The sequence below is a fragment of the Pseudomonas sp. NFPP02 genome (assembly GCF_900119355.1).
GTDB classification, from domain to species: Bacteria; Pseudomonadota; Gammaproteobacteria; order Pseudomonadales; family Pseudomonadaceae; genus Aquipseudomonas; species Aquipseudomonas paracarnis.
The window spans coordinates 410,141-426,721 of sequence record NZ_FPJI01000003.1 but is presented as its reverse complement, the minus strand read 5'-3'; the positions used below and the strand labels follow the sequence as shown (position 1 = coordinate 426,721).

The window sequence follows — 16,581 nt, the reverse complement described above, 5'->3', positions numbered from 1 at the left end:
GCTTAAAGGCGCGTTGTAATGTGGCGAGGGAGCTTGCTCCCGCTGGAGTGCGTAGCGCTCCCAGGCTTTTGGGGCCGCTTCGCAGCCCAGCGGGAGCAAGCTCCCTCGCCACAGGTTGCCTGTGTTTACATCCCGAATTTATCTCGCAACCCGTAGTACCAAGCTCCCAGCGCCGCAAACGGCGTGCGCAACATTTGCCCACCCGGGAACGGGTAATGCGGCAAGCCCGCAAACGCATCAAAACGCTCAGCCTGACCTCGCAAGGCCTCCGCCAGTACTTTGCCTGCCAAGTGGGTGTACGTCACGCCATGGCCGCTACAGCCCTGGGAGTAATAGATGTTGTCACCCAGGCGGCCGACCTGCGGCAAACGCGACAGGGTGAGGAGGAAATTGCCGGTCCAGGCGTAGTCGATCTTCACGTTCTTCAGTTGCGGAAAGGCCTTGAGCATTTTCGGTCGGATGATCGCTTCGATATTCGCCGGGTCCCGCGCGCCATAGACCACGCCGCCGCCGAAGATCAGGCGCTTGTCGCTGGTGAGGCGGTAGTAGTCGAGCAGGTAGTTGCAGTCCTCGACACAGTAATCCTGTGGCAATAAAGTCTTGGCTACTTCATCGCCCAGTGGCGCCGTGGTGATCACTTGGGTGCCGCACGGCATCGACTTGGCCGCTAGCTCCGGCACCAGATTGCCCAGGTAAGCGTTCCCCGCGACGATAATGAATTTGGCCCTGACCCTGCCTTCGGCGGTGTGTACCACCGGATTGGCACCGCGCTCAATGCGCACCGCTGCCGATTGCTCATAGATCGTGCCGCCCAGGGATTCCACAGCCGCGGCTTCACCGAGCGCCAGGTTGAGCGGGTGGATATGGCCACCGCTCATGTCCAGCAAACCCCCCACATAGTTGTCACAGGCCACCACCTCGCGGATGCGGCGCTCGTCCAGCAACTCCAGTTGCGTATGGCCGTAGCGCTCCCACAGACGCTTTTGCGACTCCAGGTGGCCCATGTGCTTGCTGTTGAGGGCGGCGAACACGCCACCGTCCTTCAAGTCGCACTGGATCTGATACTTGGCCACGCGCTCACGGATGATCCTGCCGCCTTCAAACGCCATCTGCCCCAACAACTGCGCCTGGTGAGGCCCGACGCTGCGCTCGATCACGTCGATATCGCGGCTGTAACTATTGACGATCTGCCCACCGTTGCGGCCCGACGCACCAAAACCGACCTTGGCGGCTTCCAGCACCGTAACGCGAAAGCCGTTCTCCAGCAGAAACAGCGCACTGGAAAGCCCGGTATAGCCGGCCCCGATCACGCACACATCGGTCTCGACTTCACCTTGCAACACAGGACGGGGCGCAACTGCATTCGCGGAAGCGGCGTAATACGACTGGGGGTAGGGGGTGTTCGCCATCCTGGAACCTCTGTTTTATATTTTTTACGAGTGCGCCGATCCTACCTGAGTTGAAAATCGCCTGCCAGCCACCCGAAAATCACGGGTGTACCCGGCGCAAATAAAAAATTCGCATATTCATAGGGTTAGCTGCAAAAAAGATGTTGACACCCCTTCGGAATTCCGTAGAATGCCGCCTCACAGCAGGCACGTAGCTCAGTTGGTTAGAGCACCACCTTGACATGGTGGGGGTCGTTGGTTCGAGTCCAATCGCGCCTACCAAACAAAATCCGCTCTGCTGGGCGGTCTAGAAGGGCTCACCGAAAGGTGGGCCCTTTTTTGTTGCCTGAAATTTGGGCAAAGGAAAGCCAAGACGCCGAGCGGCGTCCTTTCAGGGCTTGAATGTTCGATCAGGCGAACAGCGTCGCCACCGCCAGCAGGCAAATTACCTGGGCGAACAGCTGGCAGCGTATTTCGCCAAGCGTGGTCGCCATATTACTCATTTGTCCGGCATACATAGCGGGAACCCTCATTGTCGGCACGACGCCGTGAATGAACTCCAAGTACACACAGCTGCATCGTGGAGTATAGGCGCTGATCAGGAATTTTCCCTGCCGACGCCCTAGCGAGTTCATCCTCACGATTTTTCCAAAAAAACTGCGCTGAATCTCTGCATGGCACCGTACCGCCCGAAGCCATCCCCCCACAAAAATTATTGGTTTGCAGCAACAATTTTTCTTGTTGGACACCCCCGGCCCCAGGCAGCAAAGTTGCGCCACTGACGCTCGACCTTCCAGGTCAACAATAAAAAACCGAGCCGACTGCACGCCACTTTCACGCTGTGAGCCCTTTGCCCACATCCTGCTGTAATGGCGCCGCAGCGCGCACTAAAGGACCTCCCCGCCATGCAAACTGTTGTGAACTTATGGCCGTTGATCGGCGTACTTGTCATCGTGGTCGGCTTTGTATTGCGCTTCAATCCGCTGTTGGTGGTCACCGCGGCCGCCATCGCCACCGGGCTTGCCGCCCAGTTCCCGCTGGAAAAAATCCTAGCCACCATGGGCGATGGCTTCCTTCAGACCCGTGCGCTGCAACTGATTCTGTTATTGCCGCTGGCGGTGATTGGCCTGCTGGAACGCCATGGCCTGCGCCTGCATGCGCAGAACTGGATTGCACGCTTCGAACGCGCCACGGTCGGGCGCTTGCTGATCATTTATCTGTTTGTGCGTGAGTCCACGGCTGCCATGGGGTTGACGAGCCTGGGTGGGCATCCGCAGATGGTGCGGCCGCTGCTGGCGCCGATGGCCGAGGGCGCCGCAGAAAAACGTTATGGCAAGCTGCCTGACAAGCTGCGCCACAAGGTACTGGCCATGTGCGCTGCCACCGACAACGTCGGGTTGTTCTTTGGTGAGGACATCTTCGTGGCCTTTGGTGCGATTGCGTTGATGCACACCTTCCTGCTTGGCTCGGGGATTGATGTGGAGCCGCTGCACATTGCGGTGTGGGGCATCCCGACGGCGATCTGTGCCTTCATCATTCACGCGATCCGGTTGCATCGTTTCGACCGGCGCTTGACCCACGAAATGAGCTCGGCCACCGCTCCGGTGGAGGCGGCTCAATGATTATTTCCATTCAATACCTGTACTGGCTGGCGGGCGTGCTGTTGCTGATCACCGCCGGCATGATCCTGCTCGACCGTTCCCACCCCAAGCGCTGGTCCAGTGCGCTGTTCTGGTTGTTGTTCGCCGTACCGTTCCTTATAGGCGAGCGCCTGCCTTCGGTGGTCATCGGAGTGGGTGTGGTGGTGATGGCATTGATTGCGGGCTTGGGCGGCGTTGGTCGTGGCCAGCATGCCGAATTGCACGACAAGGCGTCCCGCGCCAGTGCCGGGCGCCTGGGCCACAAACTGTTCATCCCGGCGTTGGCGATTCCGCTGACCACGGTGATTGGCTCAGTGTTGCTCAAACACACCGAAATCGGTGGTGTACCGCTGCTGGACCCGAAGAACACCACCTTTGTCTCCCTCGGCATCGGTTGCCTGATCGCCCTTGGCCTGGCCTGCTGGCTGACCCGGGATACGCCGGTACAAGCGTTACGCGAATCTCGTCGCCTGACCGAAGCCCTGGGCTGGGCCATGGTGCTTCCGCAAATGCTGGCGATGCTCGGGCTGTTGTTCAATGAGGCCGGGGTGGGCACGGCGGTCGCTCATGTCACCACCACCTACATCAACCTGGACTACAAGTTGGTGGCGGTGATGGTCTATGTGTTGGGCATGGCCTTGTTTACCGTGATCATGGGCAATGGTTTTGCGGCCTTTCCGGTGATGACCGGTGGCGTCGGCGTGCCGGTGCTGGTGGGGATTTACGGCGGCAACCCTGCGGTGATGGCGGCGATTGGTATGTTCTCTGGCTATTGCGGTACGTTGATGACGCCGATGGCGGCCAACTTCAATATCGTCCCGGCGGCGCTACTGGAGCTGCCGGATAAAAATGCGGTGATCAAAGCCCAACTACCCACGGCGCTGATGATGCTGCTGGTCAATATCGTGCTGCTCTATCTGTTGATGTGAGGCCATTGTGCAAAACGTATTGCTGACGGGCTTCGAGCCCTTTGATAAGGCGGCGGTAAACCCTTCTTGGGAGGCCGTGCGCCAGTTGGACGGTGTGCAGTTGTGCGAGGGGGTGCAAATGGTTTCGCGTTGCTTGCCCTGCGCATTTGCCACCGCTGCCGAAACCTTACTGCAGTTGATCAACGAACTGCGGCCGGCAATGGTCATCGCCACGGGCCTGGGGCCTGGGCGCAGTGATATTTCCGTCGAGCGCGTTGCGATCAACGTTAACGATGCGCGTATTCCCGACAATCTGGGGGCGCAGCCGATTGATATTGCGGTAGTGGATGGCGGCCCGGCGGCGTACTTCTCGACGTTGCCGATCAAGGGCATGGTCAAGGCGGTGCGTGAGGCGGGTATTGCGGCCTCGGTATCGCAGACGGCGGGGACGTTTGTGTGTAATCAGGTGTTTTATCGTTTGCAGCATGCCTTGGTGGGGACTGGGGTGCGCAGTGGGTTTATTCACGTACCTGGTTTGCCTGACGCGGGCGAGCATTCGATGTCGCTATCGACAATAGTCGAGGGGTTGCGTGTGGCGGCATTGGCAGCCTGGCAAACCCAGGTAGATATCGCCTTGAGTGGTGGTCAGGTGAGCTGACGGCAGACGCTGTTGTCTGTGTACGCTGTGTTGCGATTTCAACTACAGTTCAAGCACATATTTGCGTTGGGAAGTCGCCATGTTAAAGCGTACGAAGTTCGTGTCGGTTGCGTTGTCCCTTGCACTGTCCGTGACCAGTGGCCTTGCCCTTGCAGATCCAGGCAATGGCAAAGGCCAGGGTAACAATAAAGGTGATGTCTACGGTGGGCAGGGCAAAGGCCAAGGCAATAGCAAGGGTGATGCCTATGGTGGGCAGGACAACGGCAAAGGTCACGGTAATAACAAAGGTAATGCCCAGGGTGGGCACGGTAAGGGCAAGGACAATGGCGGGCCCTCCAGGAATGACTTCAGCGTTGATCGCGGTCTTGTACTGAACGTGCTGGGCGGTCACCGCGATTATTGGCGCCCTGGCCCGGCCTTGCCGCCTGGCATTCAGAAAAACCTGGCACGCGGCAAGCCCCTGCCGCCCGGTATTGCCAAGAAGCTGGACGGCCGCTTGCTGGGGCAGTTGCCTCGCTACGACGGTTACGAGTGGCAGCAAGCGGGAACCGACTTGATATTGGTGGCCATTGCGACCGGTATCATCTACGAAGTTCTGAACGGCGCGTTTGATTGAGTCGCAGCGCCCTCAGGCTTCACGGCCGGGGAAAAACAACTCAAAACAGGTCACGCCATCTTCACTGCTTACACGGTACCGCCCGTTATGCAGCTGCATGATGGTCGCCACGATCGAGAGTCCCAGGCCGTTGGACTGGGCTGACCGCTCGCGGGATTCATCCACCCGGTAGAACCGTTCGAACAGCCGCGGCAGGTGCTCGGCCGGGATCGTCTGGCCGTGGTTACTGACCCTCAGGTTGATGCCCGCGCCATCCGGCACTGCCTGGATACTCAGTTCCGAGCCCGGCGCGCCATATTTGATGGCGTTGGCGCACAGGTTGGCCAAGGCACGGCGCAGCAACATCGGCTCAGCCCAGATCACCCCTTCGCCCAAGGCGGTGATGTGCATGTCCACATCACCGGCCAGCCCCTCGAAGTAATCCGCGATGCGTTCCACTTCATCCGCTGCGTCCAGCGCCTGGCGTTGGCGCAGTGCGCTGGCGGGGTCGGTGCGGGCCAGGAACAGCATGTTGTCGAGCATTCGCGCCAGGCGTTCCAGCTCTTCGACATTGGAGGCCAGCAGTTGCTGGTAGCTCTCGATGCTGCGCTGCTGCTGCAGGGCAACCTGGGTTTCGCCGAGCAGGTTGTTGATCGGGGTGCGCAGTTCATGGGCCATGTCGGTGGACACTTGGCCCAGTTGTACAAAGCCTTTGGCCAGGCGTTCAAGCATGGTGTTGAACGAGTCGATCATGGGCAGCAATTCTTTCGGTGTGCCGTGGCTGTCGAGCCGTTCGGCCAGGTTGCTGACGCCGATCCCTTGGGCATGCCGGGCCAGGCGGCGCAATGGCAGCAAGCCGCGATGAACCAGCAGGTAACCCACCAGCGCCAGGATGATCGCGGCGATACTCGCCAGGATGTATACGCTGAGTCGATAACTGGCGAGCACCGCGGTGCGCTCGGTCATCAGGCGGCCGCTGGTGATTTGCAGGCTGCCCAGGTCGCCGGAGTCGATAGCCACGGCCACCAGCGAGAAGGGAATACCGTTCAGGCCTGGCAAATGTTGCACGTCGCTCAACATGAGTTTGTGATCCTTGGGCAGCGGCTGGATCGACGGCAACTCAATATTCCCCGGGTTTACCAGCAGCAGTGGCTGTTTGTCGGGGGCGGCAATGCTCAGCACGGATTCGCGGTTGCCCAACATGTTCTGGAACAGCTCTGGCTTGGTCTTGATCAGGTCAAGGGTATTGCTGTCGTTGAGCAGGTTGCGTAACTGGTCCACCCGGGATATCAGCGCGGCGTCATCGCGGCGGATCAGTTCGCGCTCCAGTTCCCGGTACAGCGCCACGCCCAGGGTGGCCAGCAAGGCGAAGGCGAGCAGGGCGAAGATCAACGCCAGGCGCAGGGTCAGGGAGTAAGGGTGTTGACGGTTCATGGCTGGGTATCGAAGCGGTAGCCAATGCCCCGCACGCTGTGGATCAGCTTGAGCTGGAACGGGTCGTCGATTTTCAGGCGCAGGCGGCGCACGGCGACATCCACCACATTAGTGTCGCTGTCGAAGTTCATGTCCCATACCCGCGAAGCAATCAGCGAGCGGGACAGCACTTGGTCCTGGTGCGTGGCAAACAGATGCAGTAGGGCGAACTCTTTGTTGGTCAGGGTAATGCGCGTGCCGGCGCGGGTGACCCGACGTTTGAGTACGTCAATGTGCAGGTCGGCGATGTGCAGTTGCTCTTCATCCCGGCTCGGGCCACGACGGTTGAGGGTACGCAGGCGCGCCACCAGTTCGGCGAACGAAAAGGGCTTGATCAGGTAGTCATCGGCACCCAGTTCAAGGCCTTTGATGCGGTCGGCGATGTCATCGCGGGCGGTGAGGAACAGCACCGGCGTATCGGCCTCTTTGCGCAGGCGACGCAGCACTTCCCAGCCATCCATTTTCGGCATCATCACGTCGAGTACGATTACGTCGAACGGCGTCTCCAGGGCCTGGTGCAAACCGTCCACGCCATCGCGGGCCAGGCTCACACAATGCCCCAGTTCCTGCAGGCCATTGAGCAGATAATTGCCGGCCTTGGGTTCGTCTTCGACTACAAGGATGTTCATGGGAAGTGCTCTGCTTCAATAAGTTGCGCCAGTGTAGCCCGATCAATTGTCATTGGCGCAACCGGTGCCCTGGACTTGGTAATCGAGAACATGTTCGCGGTCTTGGTGGTCCAGATAGCGCAGTTGCGCCGGCACAACCCCGCATTGGCCGTAGGTGTCGGTGCTCGACAGCACCCTGGCGACATCCAGGTGCACGAAGAAGCCGGTTTTGTCGTGGATCACGTTGGTAGCGGGGGCGGTATCGGCAGCGAATGCCGAGCCAGTGGCGAGCAAAGCGGCGAAGCCCAGGGCAATCAGTTTCATGGTGGTGTCTCACGTTCCGGGTGGGTAGTGAGCTCACGGTAACCAGGCGACCCCAACAGCCAACCAACAGGATCATGACAAGTTCGTCATTTTTTACTTGGAGGTGACGGGCCAGGACTCGGCGTTTACAAGCGTCGAGGTGATCCGTAGATTGCAGGGCCCAGCCCATGAGGAAGCCGCGCAGTGTCCAGCCCAACTCCAAATGTATTTACCCGGCGTTACCGCGCCTTTCTGTTCGATATGGACGGGACCCTGCTCAACTCCATTGCCGCTGCGGAGCGCGTCTGGAGCATCTGGGCTGCACGGCATGGCTTGGATGTCGAGGCGTTTCTGCACACCATTCATGGCGCCCGCGCGATTGATACGATCACCCGCCAGGCATTGCCGGGCGTCGATCCGCAGGTAGAAGCCCAATGGATCACCGAGGCTGAGCTGGACGATGTCGAAGGCATCGTGGCGATTCCCGGCGCGGTGGCGTTTTTGGCGAGCCTGCCCGTCGATCAATGGGCGTTGGTCACCTCAGCGCCAAAGGCATTGGCCGTGCGCCGGCTGCAAGCAGCGGGCATCCCCGTGCCGGCGGTACTGGTGACAGCCGAAGATGTGAAGACGGGCAAGCCCGATCCGGCCTGTTATGTGCTGGGTGCTCGGCGCCTGGGCGTGCCGGTGCAGGACTGCCTGGTGTTCGAGGACGCCACAGTGGGTATTCAGGCTGGGGAAGCGGCGGGGGCGGATATCATGGTGGTGACCTCGACACACGTGGCGCCGATGGTGACCGCCCATGCTTGCATCGAGGAATATAGTGCGTTGAAAGCCGAGCGTGGGGCTGATGGCTTGCTGTCCTTAAGTTCGTTGGCGCCATGATATGTGGAAGGCCGAGCCCGTTACCGGTCTCGTCCTTCCATGCAGTCGAGCGCCTGCAGTCGGCTGTTTTTCATCCCCTGGCGCGACACCACCATTTCCCTGAGTATCTCGGTGGCGAGCCGGTTGATGGCTTCTGTACCGTGATAATGCGCGCGCACGATGCCGGTAATCGCGAAGTGATCGGTTCCCGGGCCGCTGAGAACGGCTGAGAGAGTACCGTCGGCATGCAGCGTGCACTCAACGGTATAGCTGGGCAGGCGCGCTGCCAGTGCTGACTCAATCTGGGCTTTACTGAGGGTATCCATCTGTATCTGCACCTTTGACTGACTGCGCAAGCCCAATGATAGGTGGTGCGGCGGCGCTGTAAATACCGGCGATCCGATAACAGGTAAACGCCCTCAGCGTGCGGTTTTTTCATGGGGGCGATGAGCGGCACGCTGGCGCAGTTTGCGCAAGATCACCTTCTGGATGGGTTTGAGGCAGAACACAAGCAGGTAGCCACAGAGCAGAAGCGCAAGATCCAACCAGGAATGGGTGTCGGGATCAGCCCCTTCCACTTCCATTCTCAAGCAGCACCCGAGTGCCACGAAGACCAGCCCTATCAGCAGGGCGATCATCCAGGATTTTGAAACAAGCGGTTGCGACGCGGCTGGCCTCATCGACGTGTTCCCGAAATGCACTCGGACGGCAGGATAAAGTGTCAGAAGTTGGGCTGCCAATAGCGCGACAAGTTCCGGATTCCCTCACAGTTTCATCTTGCAGCGAAGGAAGGGCTCAACGTGCGCTGGTCACCCGGGAAGCGCGAACAGGCCAATTGGGTTTTCGCCAGCCGTTACAGTGAACGAAAAGGCTGGCTACTGGAGGCGTTTCAAGGCGTCTGGTTTTTGTCAGGTGCAGTCAGGCCGGCCTGGATACGCTGGTAAATCTCCTCGCGATGCACGGCAACATCCTTAGGTGCGTTGATGCCGATTCGTACTTGCTGGCCGCTAACGCCCAGGATGGTGATCGTAATGTCATCACCGATGTTTATGCTTTCACCGACTTTGCGGGTGAGTATAAGCATGGACTTCTCCTTGAATTACTTTTAAGGACACATGTTTCAGACAGGGTAGGTGTCGGATGTGTGTAGCTTACTGCGAAGCGCTTCCCTGTGACTGCCTCTTTCTAGGACGCATAGAGGCGACATTAATTCCCATGGCGGTATCATACAGGTCGCGATACATGATTCGCATTGTTTAAGCCAACGTTTATGACGGCCAGAATAGACAGTGAATGGTAAAGTTGCCTCTTTGATCCTCAAAGGAGCAGGGCAGTGCGTAAAGTAGCGATGGCAATTGTGGTGTTGGCGTTGGCCGGATGCGGTGAAGGTAAGTCGGTCGACGCCCCCAAGGCCAAGCCTGCCGTGACCGAAAGCCTGCCGCAAACCGGTGCGATTGCCGCTCAGGAATGGGATATACGGGTCGGCCCGCCGGACCATAAGCTGCAGGCGATCACCGACCTGACCGCCTGGTTGCTGGAGCACGGGTTCAATTTCTACATTGTGAAAGTCGACGGCAAGGATGAGGTGCTATTGGGGCCGTTCGCGACCAAAGCCGAGGCCGAAGCCAAGCAGGCGCTGCTAAACGAAAAAATGGCGCGGGCCAAGAAAAACGACACCGTGTCGGAGATTATCGAACACCAGGCTGCGCAGTAGCAGGTGAAGTGGGCGGGCACCCCGCCCACAGTCAGCCGCAGGCCTTGAGGTTGACCGGGCCGACGAATTCATTACCACGTCCCATCACGCACGCCACTGTCTGGTTGCGCTGGCGCTCCCAGGTTTGCACCGGATAGGTCTTGTTCCAGGCTTCATACAATTGCCGGTCCTGCTTCGACAGGCGCAGGCCATACTGCTTGCTCATATAAAAATACGTGCGTGCGATCATCCCGCGAATGGACGGGCGCGGCATGACTTTCTTCGCCTTGAAGTCCACCTGGGTCAGGCATGAGCCGTACTGCCCGCTTTGCACCGGCAGCCAGCCAAAACTGAAGTTGTTACGGTCACCATTCACTTCGCCGATGCTCGGCACCAGGTTGTGCAGGTCTGCCTCGGCGCGCTTGAACACCTCATCATGGCGCGTGCAGTTTTTTCGCCCGCCATTTTGCCAGCATTGGCGCTGATGTCCGATTTGCCAAGCCGGCACGATGTGTTCCCACTCAATGCGTGCAGCGCGGTTGGCGTTTTTGCGGGGGATGTAACCGCAGGCTTTCAGGTTCACCCGGTTACCGGTGTATTTGCAGCCGCAATAAAATTCGGTGGATTGCGGCGCGTAGAGCTTCCAGGCGATCTTCTTGGCTTCGCTGAAGGTGCGAGGGGCTTGGGCGTTGGCGGTGAAGGTTAAAAACAGACAGCACACAGCAATAAAACGGGCACTCACAATCAATCTTCCTTCGGCACAACCCAAAAAATCTGCACGCCACCGTCGTCCCGATAGGCGAGGGTGACGTTGTCATTTTCTGCAATCTGTTCCAGTAAACGTTGCCAATCGTTCTCCGGTTCCTCGGGTAAACGGAAGATCAACGCCGCCTTGGTTTTCTGCGCGTTGGTCGAATTGATGATTTTTTGCACGCGGATAGCCAGGCGCTGATAGGCGTCAGGCGCTGCAGGTGCTGCGGAAGAGGGCTTTGCCACAGAGCATTCCTTAATTGGCTGTACGCACATACAGTATTTAACTGTAGGCAATTTCGCAACTGCTTAAATTTCAAGAAGTTCGTCTGACAGCGAATCAGGGAGTTTGTTGAAGTTCGGGGGGAGAGGGGCTGAATGTGGCGAGGGAGCTTGCTCCCGCTCGGGTGCGTAGCGCCCGCAAGTATTTTGGGCGCTTCGCAGCCCAGCGGGAGCAAGCTCCCTCGCCACAAAAGCATCTTTCTACAGATGAATCAGCAGGGATTAGTATTCCCAGAAGATCCGTTGCAGTTCCTTGCTGTCCTGGGTCTTGGTCAGGGCGACCATGGCCAGGATGCGGGCTTTCTGCGGGTTCAGGTCAAGGGCGGCGACCCAGTCGTATTTGTCGTCTGGCTGTTCGGCGTTACGCAGAACCATGCCACCGGCGTTGACGTGGGAAGAGCGAATGATCTGCACGCCTTGTTTACGCAATTCCACCAGCGCTGGAACGACCTTGGACGATACTGACCCATTGCCGGTACCGGCGTGAATGATCGCTTTGGCGCCCGCTTGGGCCAACGCCTTGTAGGCAGTGTCGCTCACGTTGCCATAGCCGTAGGCAATTTCAACGTCAGGCAGGCTTTTGATGGTCTTGATGTCGAACTCAGAATCCATGGTGTGACGCTTGGCCGGCAGGCGGAACCAGTAGGATTTGCCCTCGACGACCATGCCCAGCGGGCCCCATGGGCTCTTGAACGCTTCGGTCTTGATGTTGATCATCTTGCTGACGTCGCGGCCAGATTGGATCTCGTCGTTCATGGTCACCAGCACGCCTTTGCCCCGTGCATCCTTGCTGCCCGCGACCGCAACCGCGTTGTAAAGGTTGAGCATGCCGTCTGCCGACATCGCGGTGCCTGGGCGCATGGAGCCGACCACCACGATAGGCTTGTCGGTTTTTTCCACCAGGTTCAGGAAGTAGGCGGTTTCTTCAAGGGTGTCGGTGCCGTGGGTGATCACGATGCCGTCCACGTCCTTGTTGTCGGCCAATTCGGCGACACGGCGACCCAGTTGCAGAAGGTTTTCGTTATTGATGCTTTCCGACGCAATTTGCATCACTTGTTCGCCGCGAACATTGGCGATCTGGCTAAGCTCAGGAACGCCGGCGATCAGTTGTTCGATGCCGACTTTGGCCGCCTGGTAGGTGGCACTGTTGGCCGCACTGGCGCCGGCGCCAGCGATGGTACCGCCGGTGGCGAGGATGACTACGTTGGACAGTTTGGTCTTGCTTTCGACTTCCTTTGCCTGGGCGGCAACGGGGAACAGCAGCAGAAGGGCCAGGGCGCCCGGAATGACGTTCTTCAATGCAGATTTCATTATTTTTCTCTCTGGTTTTTGATGAGTGCTGTAGCAGGTTCATCTAGAACACCCGGGCGGTTCTGAACGCCGCGAGGTGCTGAGAAAGAGCAGGATTTGTACCAGACTGAGCATGTTGGTTTTTATAAATTAACTTATTGATTTAAAACAACTTAACCTAAGATTTTAGTTTCGTGGGGCTTGGCGCTGTCCGGCTTTCCGAACGCGAAGGGTTGTGGTGTTCGGTTGTCCGAAAGCGATCACGATATGTCCGAGCGCTGTGGTCGATCATTCGCAGTGCAGTCTGTCGTTTCAGCGAACGGCAGAAACGGCGAGCTGGCTTAAACGTATCAGCGGTCGGTGGCTCAAGGGAGAGCTTGGAGGGCGCCAATGAAAGGCTTGCTGCTACCGTTGACAAATCTCGACAAGGTTCTCATAGTTTGCTCAACGCAAACGTTTGCGAGATGTTTCACTGCGCCCTTGGCGCATCGTGACAGCTCGTATCAGCCGCCCAGGTGGGAGGGCTGCCGAAGGGCTCTTCGGTGCAGGCGTTGCTCACAATAATCATAAGATCGGAGTGAACCCATGAAGCTGCCATTTGCTGGACGTCTTCTTGCTGTTGCTGTGCTTGCTGCCGCATCCGCCGCTTTGCCTCTCTCTTCTGCATTTGCCGATGACGCTGCCAAAACGCCTACCGTGGGTTTGGTCATGAAGTCCCTTGCCAATGAGTTTTTCGTCACCATGACCGACGGTGCGAAGGATTACCAGAAAGCGCACCCAACAGAATTCAAGTTGATCTCCAACGGCATCAAGAACGAAACCGATACCAGCGCGCAGATCGCCATTGTCAACGAAATGATCAACGCCAAGGTTGATGCGCTTGTCATTGCTCCCGCCGACTCCAAGGCACTCGCCAGTGTGCTGAAAAAGGCTTCCGATGCCGGTATCAAGGTGGTCAACATCGACAATCGCCTGGACCCGGAAGTACTCAAAAGCAAAAACCTCGATATTCCGTTTGTAGGCCCGGATAACCGCAAAGGCTCCAAGCTGGTGGGCGACTACCTGGCCAAGCAACTGGCCGCCGGTGACAAGGTCGGCATCATCGAGGGCGTACCCACTACCACCAATGCCCAGCAGCGCACCGCAGGCTTCAAGGATGCGATGGACGCGGCAGGCATGAAGATTGTTTCCACCCAATCCGGTAACTGGGAAATCGACCAAGGCAACAAAATCGCGGCAGCGATGCTGAGCGAAACGCCGGATATCAAGGCGCTGTTGGCCGGTAACGACAACATGGCCCTGGGCGCTGTTTCCGCCGTGCGTGCGGCAGGCAAGGCCGGCAAGGTGTTGGTGGTAGGTTACGACAACATTGACGCGATCAAGCCAATGCTCAAGGACGGCCGCGTGTTGGCCACCGCTGACCAGGCCGCCGCCCAGCAAGCCGTGTTCGGTATCCAGAACGCGCTGAAGCTGGTCAAGGGTGAGAAAGTCGATGCCAAAGATGGCGTGATCGAAACCCCGGTCGAACTCGTCATCAAGCAGTAATCCTGGCAGTACCCAACAGCGCCCGCTCGTCCTGAGCGGGCGCCTGGAGATTTTCCTATGTCATCTTCCGCCCCGAACGCTGTCCTCTCGGTCAGCGGTATCGGTAAGACCTATGCCCAACCGGTTCTGTCCGACATCACCCTGACGCTCAATCGCGGGGAAGTGTTGGCGCTGACCGGTGAGAACGGCGCAGGCAAAAGTACCTTGTCGAAGATCATCGGCGGCCTGGTCACGCCCACCACCGGGCACATGCAATTCAACGGTCAGGATTATCGCCCCGCCAGCCGCACCCAGGCCGAAGCCTTGGGCGTGCGCATGGTCATGCAGGAACTCAACCTGCTGCCGACGCTGACCGTGGCTGAAAACCTGTTCCTGGATAACCTGCCGAGCCGCTGTGGCTGGATCAGCCGCAAACAATTGCGCAAAGCCGCGATCGAAGCCATGGCCCAAGTCGGCCTGGACGCGATCGACCCGGACACACTGGTAGGCAGCCTGGGCATTGGTCACCAGCAAATGGTCGAGATCGCTCGTAACCTGATCGGCGACTGCCATGTATTGATCCTCGACGAGCCCACGGCGATGCTTACTGCTCGTGAAGTCGAGATGCTGTTTGAACAAATCACGCGCCTGCAGGCTCGAGGCGTGGCGATCATTTATATTTCGCACCGGCTCGAAGAGTTGGCCCGTGTCGCCCAGCGCATTGCGGTATTGCGCGACGGCAAGCTGGTCTGCGTCGAGCCGATGGCCAATTACAACAGTGAGCAGTTGGTGACCTTGATGGTCGGTCGCGAACTGGGTGAACACATCGATTTGGGCCCGCGCACCATCGGAGGTCCGGCCTTGACCGTGACGGGCCTGACCCGTTCGGACAAGGTCCGCGATGTGTCCTTTGAAGTGCGCGCCGGTGAAATCTTTGGCATTTCCGGCCTGATCGGCGCCGGTCGCACCGAATTGCTGCGCCTGATTTTCGGCGCCGACCCGGCCGATAGCGGCACCGTGGCCTTGGGTTCGCCGGCCAAGGTGGTGAGCATTCGCTCGCCGGTCGACGCGGTCGGTCATGGTATTGCCCTGATCACCGAAGACCGCAAGGGCGAAGGCCTGCTGCTGACCCAGTCCATCAGCGCCAACATCGCCTTGGGCAACATGCCGGAAATTTCCGGCGGGGGCGTCGTCAACAGCCGTAACGAAACCGCTCTGGCCAAGCGCCAGATCGACGCCATGCGAATCCGCAGTTCCAGCCCGACGCAACTGGTGTCCGAGCTGTCGGGTGGTAACCAGCAGAAGGTGGTGATTGGCCGCTGGCTGGAGCGCGACTGCGCAGTAATGCTGTTCGATGAGCCTACCCGCGGCATCGACGTCGGTGCCAAGTTCGATATCTATGCCTTGCTCGGTGAATTGACCCGCCAGGGCAAAGCGCTGGTGGTGGTGTCCAGTGACCTGCGTGAGCTGATGCTGATCTGTGACCGCATCGGTGTGCTGTCCGCCGGGCGCCTGATCGAGACCTTCGAGCGTGATAGCTGGACCCAGGACGAATTGCTCGCCGCCGCCTTTGCCGGCTATCAGAAACGTGATGCGCTGCTCAACGAAGCAGCGCCTAGGAATACCCCATGAAAACAAACATTTCCCCCGGTAAAACTGGCGGCAACTTCTATGGCCTGGGTACCTACCTCGGGCTGGCAGGTGCCTTGCTGGCGATGATTGCGCTGTTCTCGATGCTCAGCGATCACTTTCTGTCCTATGACACCTTCAGCACCCTGGCCAACCAGATTCCCGACCTGATGGTGCTGGCGGTGGGCATGACCTTCATCCTGATCATTGGCGGCATCGACCTGTCTGTGGGATCGGTACTGGCATTGGCGGCCTCGGCAGTCAGCGTGGCGATCCTGGGCTGGGGCTGGAGCGTGTTGCCTGCCGCCCTGTTGGGCATGGGTTGCGCGGCGTTGGCCGGCACCATCACCGGTTCCATCACGGTGGCCTGGCGCATTCCGTCATTTATCGTATCCCTCGGCGTGCTGGAGATGGCCCGCGGCGTGGCCTACCAGATGACGGGCTCGCGCACCGCTTATATCGGTGACTCGTTTGCCTGGCTGTCCAACCCGATTGCCTTCGGTATTTCTCCGTCGTTCATCATCGCCTTGCTGGTGATCATCGCGGCCCAGTTGGTACTGACCCGTACGGTCTTCGGTCGCTACCTGATCGGCATCGGCACCAACGAAGAAGCGGTGCGCCTGGCGGGTATCAATCCCAAGCCTTACAAGGTCCTGGTGTTCAGCCTGATGGGCCTGTTGGCTGGTGTGGCGGCGCTGTTCCAGATCTCGCGCCTGGAAGCGGCGGACCCGAATGCCGGTTCGGGCCTGGAGCTGCAAGTGATCGCCGCCGTAGTGATCGGTGGCACCAGCCTGATGGGCGGGCGTGGCTCGGTCATCAGTACGTTCTTCGGGGTGTTGATTATTTCGGTCCTGGCCGCCGGGCTGGCGCAGATCGGCGCGACGGAACCGACTAAACGCATCATTACCGGTGCCGTGATCGTGATTGCCGTGGTCCTCGATACTTATCGCAGCCAGCGCGCCAGTCGGCGGGGCTGAAC

The 16,581-nt window shown here is 59.0% G+C and carries 19 protein-coding genes and 1 tRNA gene; 10 read left to right on the top strand and 10 right to left on the bottom strand.

The annotated features are described in order from the left end of the window. Positions 1-125 precede the first annotated feature (125 nt). Entirely contained in the window at positions 126-1,409 is a 1,284-nt protein-coding gene (locus BT204_RS08025; RefSeq protein ID WP_034128252.1) for an NAD(P)/FAD-dependent oxidoreductase, read from the bottom strand. A gap of 184 nt (positions 1,410-1,593) precedes the next feature. On the opposite strand from BT204_RS08025, the gene BT204_RS08020 reads away from it, so the two are divergent. The 5 genes from BT204_RS08020 (at position 1,594) to BT204_RS07995 (ending at position 5,210) form a co-directional block, all read left to right on the top strand. Continuing rightward, positions 1,594-1,670: transfer RNA gene (locus BT204_RS08020), tRNA-Val, on the top strand. A 623-nt stretch (positions 1,671-2,293) separates the two neighbouring features. Further along, positions 2,294-3,010, top strand: a complete 717-nt coding sequence (locus tag BT204_RS08010; protein WP_054898332.1) for a DUF969 domain-containing protein — start codon at positions 2,294-2,296, stop codon at positions 3,008-3,010. Beyond that, entirely contained in the window at positions 3,007-3,957 is a 951-nt protein-coding gene (locus BT204_RS08005) for a DUF979 domain-containing protein (protein ID WP_072446273.1), read from the top strand. Before BT204_RS08010 ends, BT204_RS08005 begins: the two co-directional genes overlap by 4 nt. A 7-nt stretch (positions 3,958-3,964) precedes the next feature. Next, positions 3,965-4,594, top strand: coding sequence for a pyroglutamyl-peptidase I (gene pcp, locus BT204_RS08000; protein ID WP_054898331.1), 630 nt, complete (start codon positions 3,965-3,967; stop codon positions 4,592-4,594). A gap of 79 nt (positions 4,595-4,673) precedes the next feature. Then, on the top strand, positions 4,674-5,210 hold the full coding sequence (locus BT204_RS07995) for an anti-virulence regulator CigR family protein (protein ID WP_054922402.1): 537 nt from the start codon (positions 4,674-4,676) through the stop codon (positions 5,208-5,210). Positions 5,211-5,222: 12 nt separating this feature from the next. On the opposite strand, the gene BT204_RS07990 is transcribed toward BT204_RS07995, so the two are convergent. The 3 genes from BT204_RS07990 to BT204_RS07980 are packed head-to-tail and all read right to left on the bottom strand — an operon-like array spanning position 5,223 to position 7,594. Continuing rightward, complete coding sequence (locus BT204_RS07990; protein ID WP_072446271.1) at positions 5,223-6,623, bottom strand: heavy metal sensor histidine kinase; 1,401 nt, start codon at positions 6,621-6,623, stop codon at positions 5,223-5,225. Further along, positions 6,620-7,291: a heavy metal response regulator transcription factor gene (locus tag BT204_RS07985; protein ID WP_003192516.1), complete on the bottom strand. Its 672-nt coding sequence runs from the start codon at positions 7,289-7,291 to the stop codon at positions 6,620-6,622. The genes BT204_RS07990 and BT204_RS07985 overlap by 4 nt, the downstream gene beginning before the upstream one ends. A gap of 42 nt (positions 7,292-7,333) precedes the next feature. Further along, entirely contained in the window at positions 7,334-7,594 is a 261-nt protein-coding gene (locus BT204_RS07980) for a DUF2790 domain-containing protein (RefSeq protein ID WP_054898328.1), read from the bottom strand. Between the two features lie 183 nt (positions 7,595-7,777). On the opposite strand from BT204_RS07980, the gene BT204_RS07975 reads away from it, so the two are divergent. Beyond that, positions 7,778-8,455: an HAD family hydrolase gene (locus BT204_RS07975; protein WP_072446269.1), complete on the top strand. Its 678-nt coding sequence runs from the start codon at positions 7,778-7,780 to the stop codon at positions 8,453-8,455. Positions 8,456-8,475: 20 nt separating this feature from the next. On the opposite strand, the gene BT204_RS07970 is transcribed toward BT204_RS07975, so the two are convergent. The 3 genes from BT204_RS07970 to csrA all read right to left on the bottom strand — a co-directional run bounded on the left by BT204_RS07970 (position 8,476) and on the right by csrA (position 9,518). Then, complete coding sequence (locus tag BT204_RS07970) at positions 8,476-8,760, bottom strand: hypothetical protein (RefSeq protein WP_072446267.1); 285 nt, start codon at positions 8,758-8,760, stop codon at positions 8,476-8,478. Positions 8,761-8,853: 93 nt separating this feature from the next. Continuing rightward, entirely contained in the window at positions 8,854-9,114 is a 261-nt protein-coding gene (locus BT204_RS07965; protein ID WP_072446265.1) for a hypothetical protein, read from the bottom strand. Between the two features lie 209 nt (positions 9,115-9,323). Continuing rightward, positions 9,324-9,518, bottom strand: a complete 195-nt coding sequence (csrA, locus tag BT204_RS07960; protein ID WP_003192511.1) for a carbon storage regulator CsrA — start codon at positions 9,516-9,518, stop codon at positions 9,324-9,326. Positions 9,519-9,782: 264 nt separating this feature from the next. Here csrA and BT204_RS07955 point away from each other — a divergent pair, with 264 nt between their 5' ends. Further along, a complete protein-coding gene (locus BT204_RS07955) occupies positions 9,783-10,148 on the top strand; it encodes an SPOR domain-containing protein (protein WP_034128243.1) in 366 nt (121 codons plus the stop codon). A gap of 31 nt (positions 10,149-10,179) precedes the next feature. Here the strand turns inward: BT204_RS07955 and BT204_RS07950 are convergent, their stop codons facing one another. From BT204_RS07950 to BT204_RS07940, 3 genes are all read right to left on the bottom strand, one after another. Continuing rightward, entirely contained in the window at positions 10,180-10,869 is a 690-nt protein-coding gene (locus BT204_RS07950) for an endonuclease (protein WP_052199994.1), read from the bottom strand. A gap of 2 nt (positions 10,870-10,871) precedes the next feature. Then, entirely contained in the window at positions 10,872-11,123 is a 252-nt protein-coding gene (locus BT204_RS07945; protein WP_083544056.1) for a DUF1654 domain-containing protein, read from the bottom strand. Positions 11,124-11,381: 258 nt separating this feature from the next. Continuing rightward, positions 11,382-12,470 (bottom strand): asparaginase, encoded by a 1,089-nt coding sequence (locus BT204_RS07940; protein ID WP_054922390.1) that lies wholly within the window; start codon positions 12,468-12,470, stop codon positions 11,382-11,384. 564 nt (positions 12,471-13,034) lie between these two features. Between BT204_RS07940 and BT204_RS07935 the strand changes: the two genes are divergently transcribed. From BT204_RS07935 to BT204_RS07925, 3 genes are read left to right on the top strand one after another with little or no spacing between them, the layout of a single operon-like run. Beyond that, positions 13,035-13,994, top strand: coding sequence for a sugar ABC transporter substrate-binding protein (locus BT204_RS07935; protein ID WP_003192504.1), 960 nt, complete (start codon positions 13,035-13,037; stop codon positions 13,992-13,994). 57 nt (positions 13,995-14,051) lie between these two features. Next, entirely contained in the window at positions 14,052-15,605 is a 1,554-nt protein-coding gene (locus BT204_RS07930; RefSeq protein WP_054898322.1) for a sugar ABC transporter ATP-binding protein, read from the top strand. Further along, positions 15,602-16,579: an ABC transporter permease gene (locus tag BT204_RS07925; protein WP_054898321.1), complete on the top strand. Its 978-nt coding sequence runs from the start codon at positions 15,602-15,604 to the stop codon at positions 16,577-16,579. The genes BT204_RS07930 and BT204_RS07925 overlap by 4 nt, the downstream gene beginning before the upstream one ends. Positions 16,580-16,581 lie beyond the last annotated feature (2 nt).

Coding starts and splice junctions, on each gene's coding strand:
- BT204_RS08025 (WP_034128252.1), bottom strand. CDS start 1,409: ATGGCGAACACCCCCTACCCCCAGTCGTATTACGCCGCTTCCGCGAAT.
- BT204_RS08010 (WP_054898332.1), top strand. CDS start 2,294: ATGCAAACTGTTGTGAACTTATGGCCGTTGATCGGCGTACTTGTCATC.
- BT204_RS08005 (WP_072446273.1), top strand. CDS start 3,007: ATGATTATTTCCATTCAATACCTGTACTGGCTGGCGGGCGTGCTGTTG.
- BT204_RS07995 (WP_054922402.1), top strand. CDS start 4,674: ATGTTAAAGCGTACGAAGTTCGTGTCGGTTGCGTTGTCCCTTGCACTG.
- BT204_RS07990 (WP_072446271.1), bottom strand. CDS start 6,623: ATGAACCGTCAACACCCTTACTCCCTGACCCTGCGCCTGGCGTTGATC.
- BT204_RS07985 (WP_003192516.1), bottom strand. CDS start 7,291: ATGAACATCCTTGTAGTCGAAGACGAACCCAAGGCCGGCAATTATCTG.
- BT204_RS07980 (WP_054898328.1), bottom strand. CDS start 7,594: ATGAAACTGATTGCCCTGGGCTTCGCCGCTTTGCTCGCCACTGGCTCG.
- BT204_RS07970 (WP_072446267.1), bottom strand. CDS start 8,760: ATGGATACCCTCAGTAAAGCCCAGATTGAGTCAGCACTGGCAGCGCGC.
- BT204_RS07965 (WP_072446265.1), bottom strand. CDS start 9,114: ATGAGGCCAGCCGCGTCGCAACCGCTTGTTTCAAAATCCTGGATGATC.
- csrA (WP_003192511.1), bottom strand. CDS start 9,518: ATGCTTATACTCACCCGCAAAGTCGGTGAAAGCATAAACATCGGTGAT.
- BT204_RS07955 (WP_034128243.1), top strand. CDS start 9,783: ATGGCAATTGTGGTGTTGGCGTTGGCCGGATGCGGTGAAGGTAAGTCG.
- BT204_RS07940 (WP_054922390.1), bottom strand. CDS start 12,470: ATGAAATCTGCATTGAAGAACGTCATTCCGGGCGCCCTGGCCCTTCTG.
- BT204_RS07935 (WP_003192504.1), top strand. CDS start 13,035: ATGAAGCTGCCATTTGCTGGACGTCTTCTTGCTGTTGCTGTGCTTGCT.
- BT204_RS07930 (WP_054898322.1), top strand. CDS start 14,052: ATGTCATCTTCCGCCCCGAACGCTGTCCTCTCGGTCAGCGGTATCGGT.
- BT204_RS07925 (WP_054898321.1), top strand. CDS start 15,602: ATGAAAACAAACATTTCCCCCGGTAAAACTGGCGGCAACTTCTATGGC.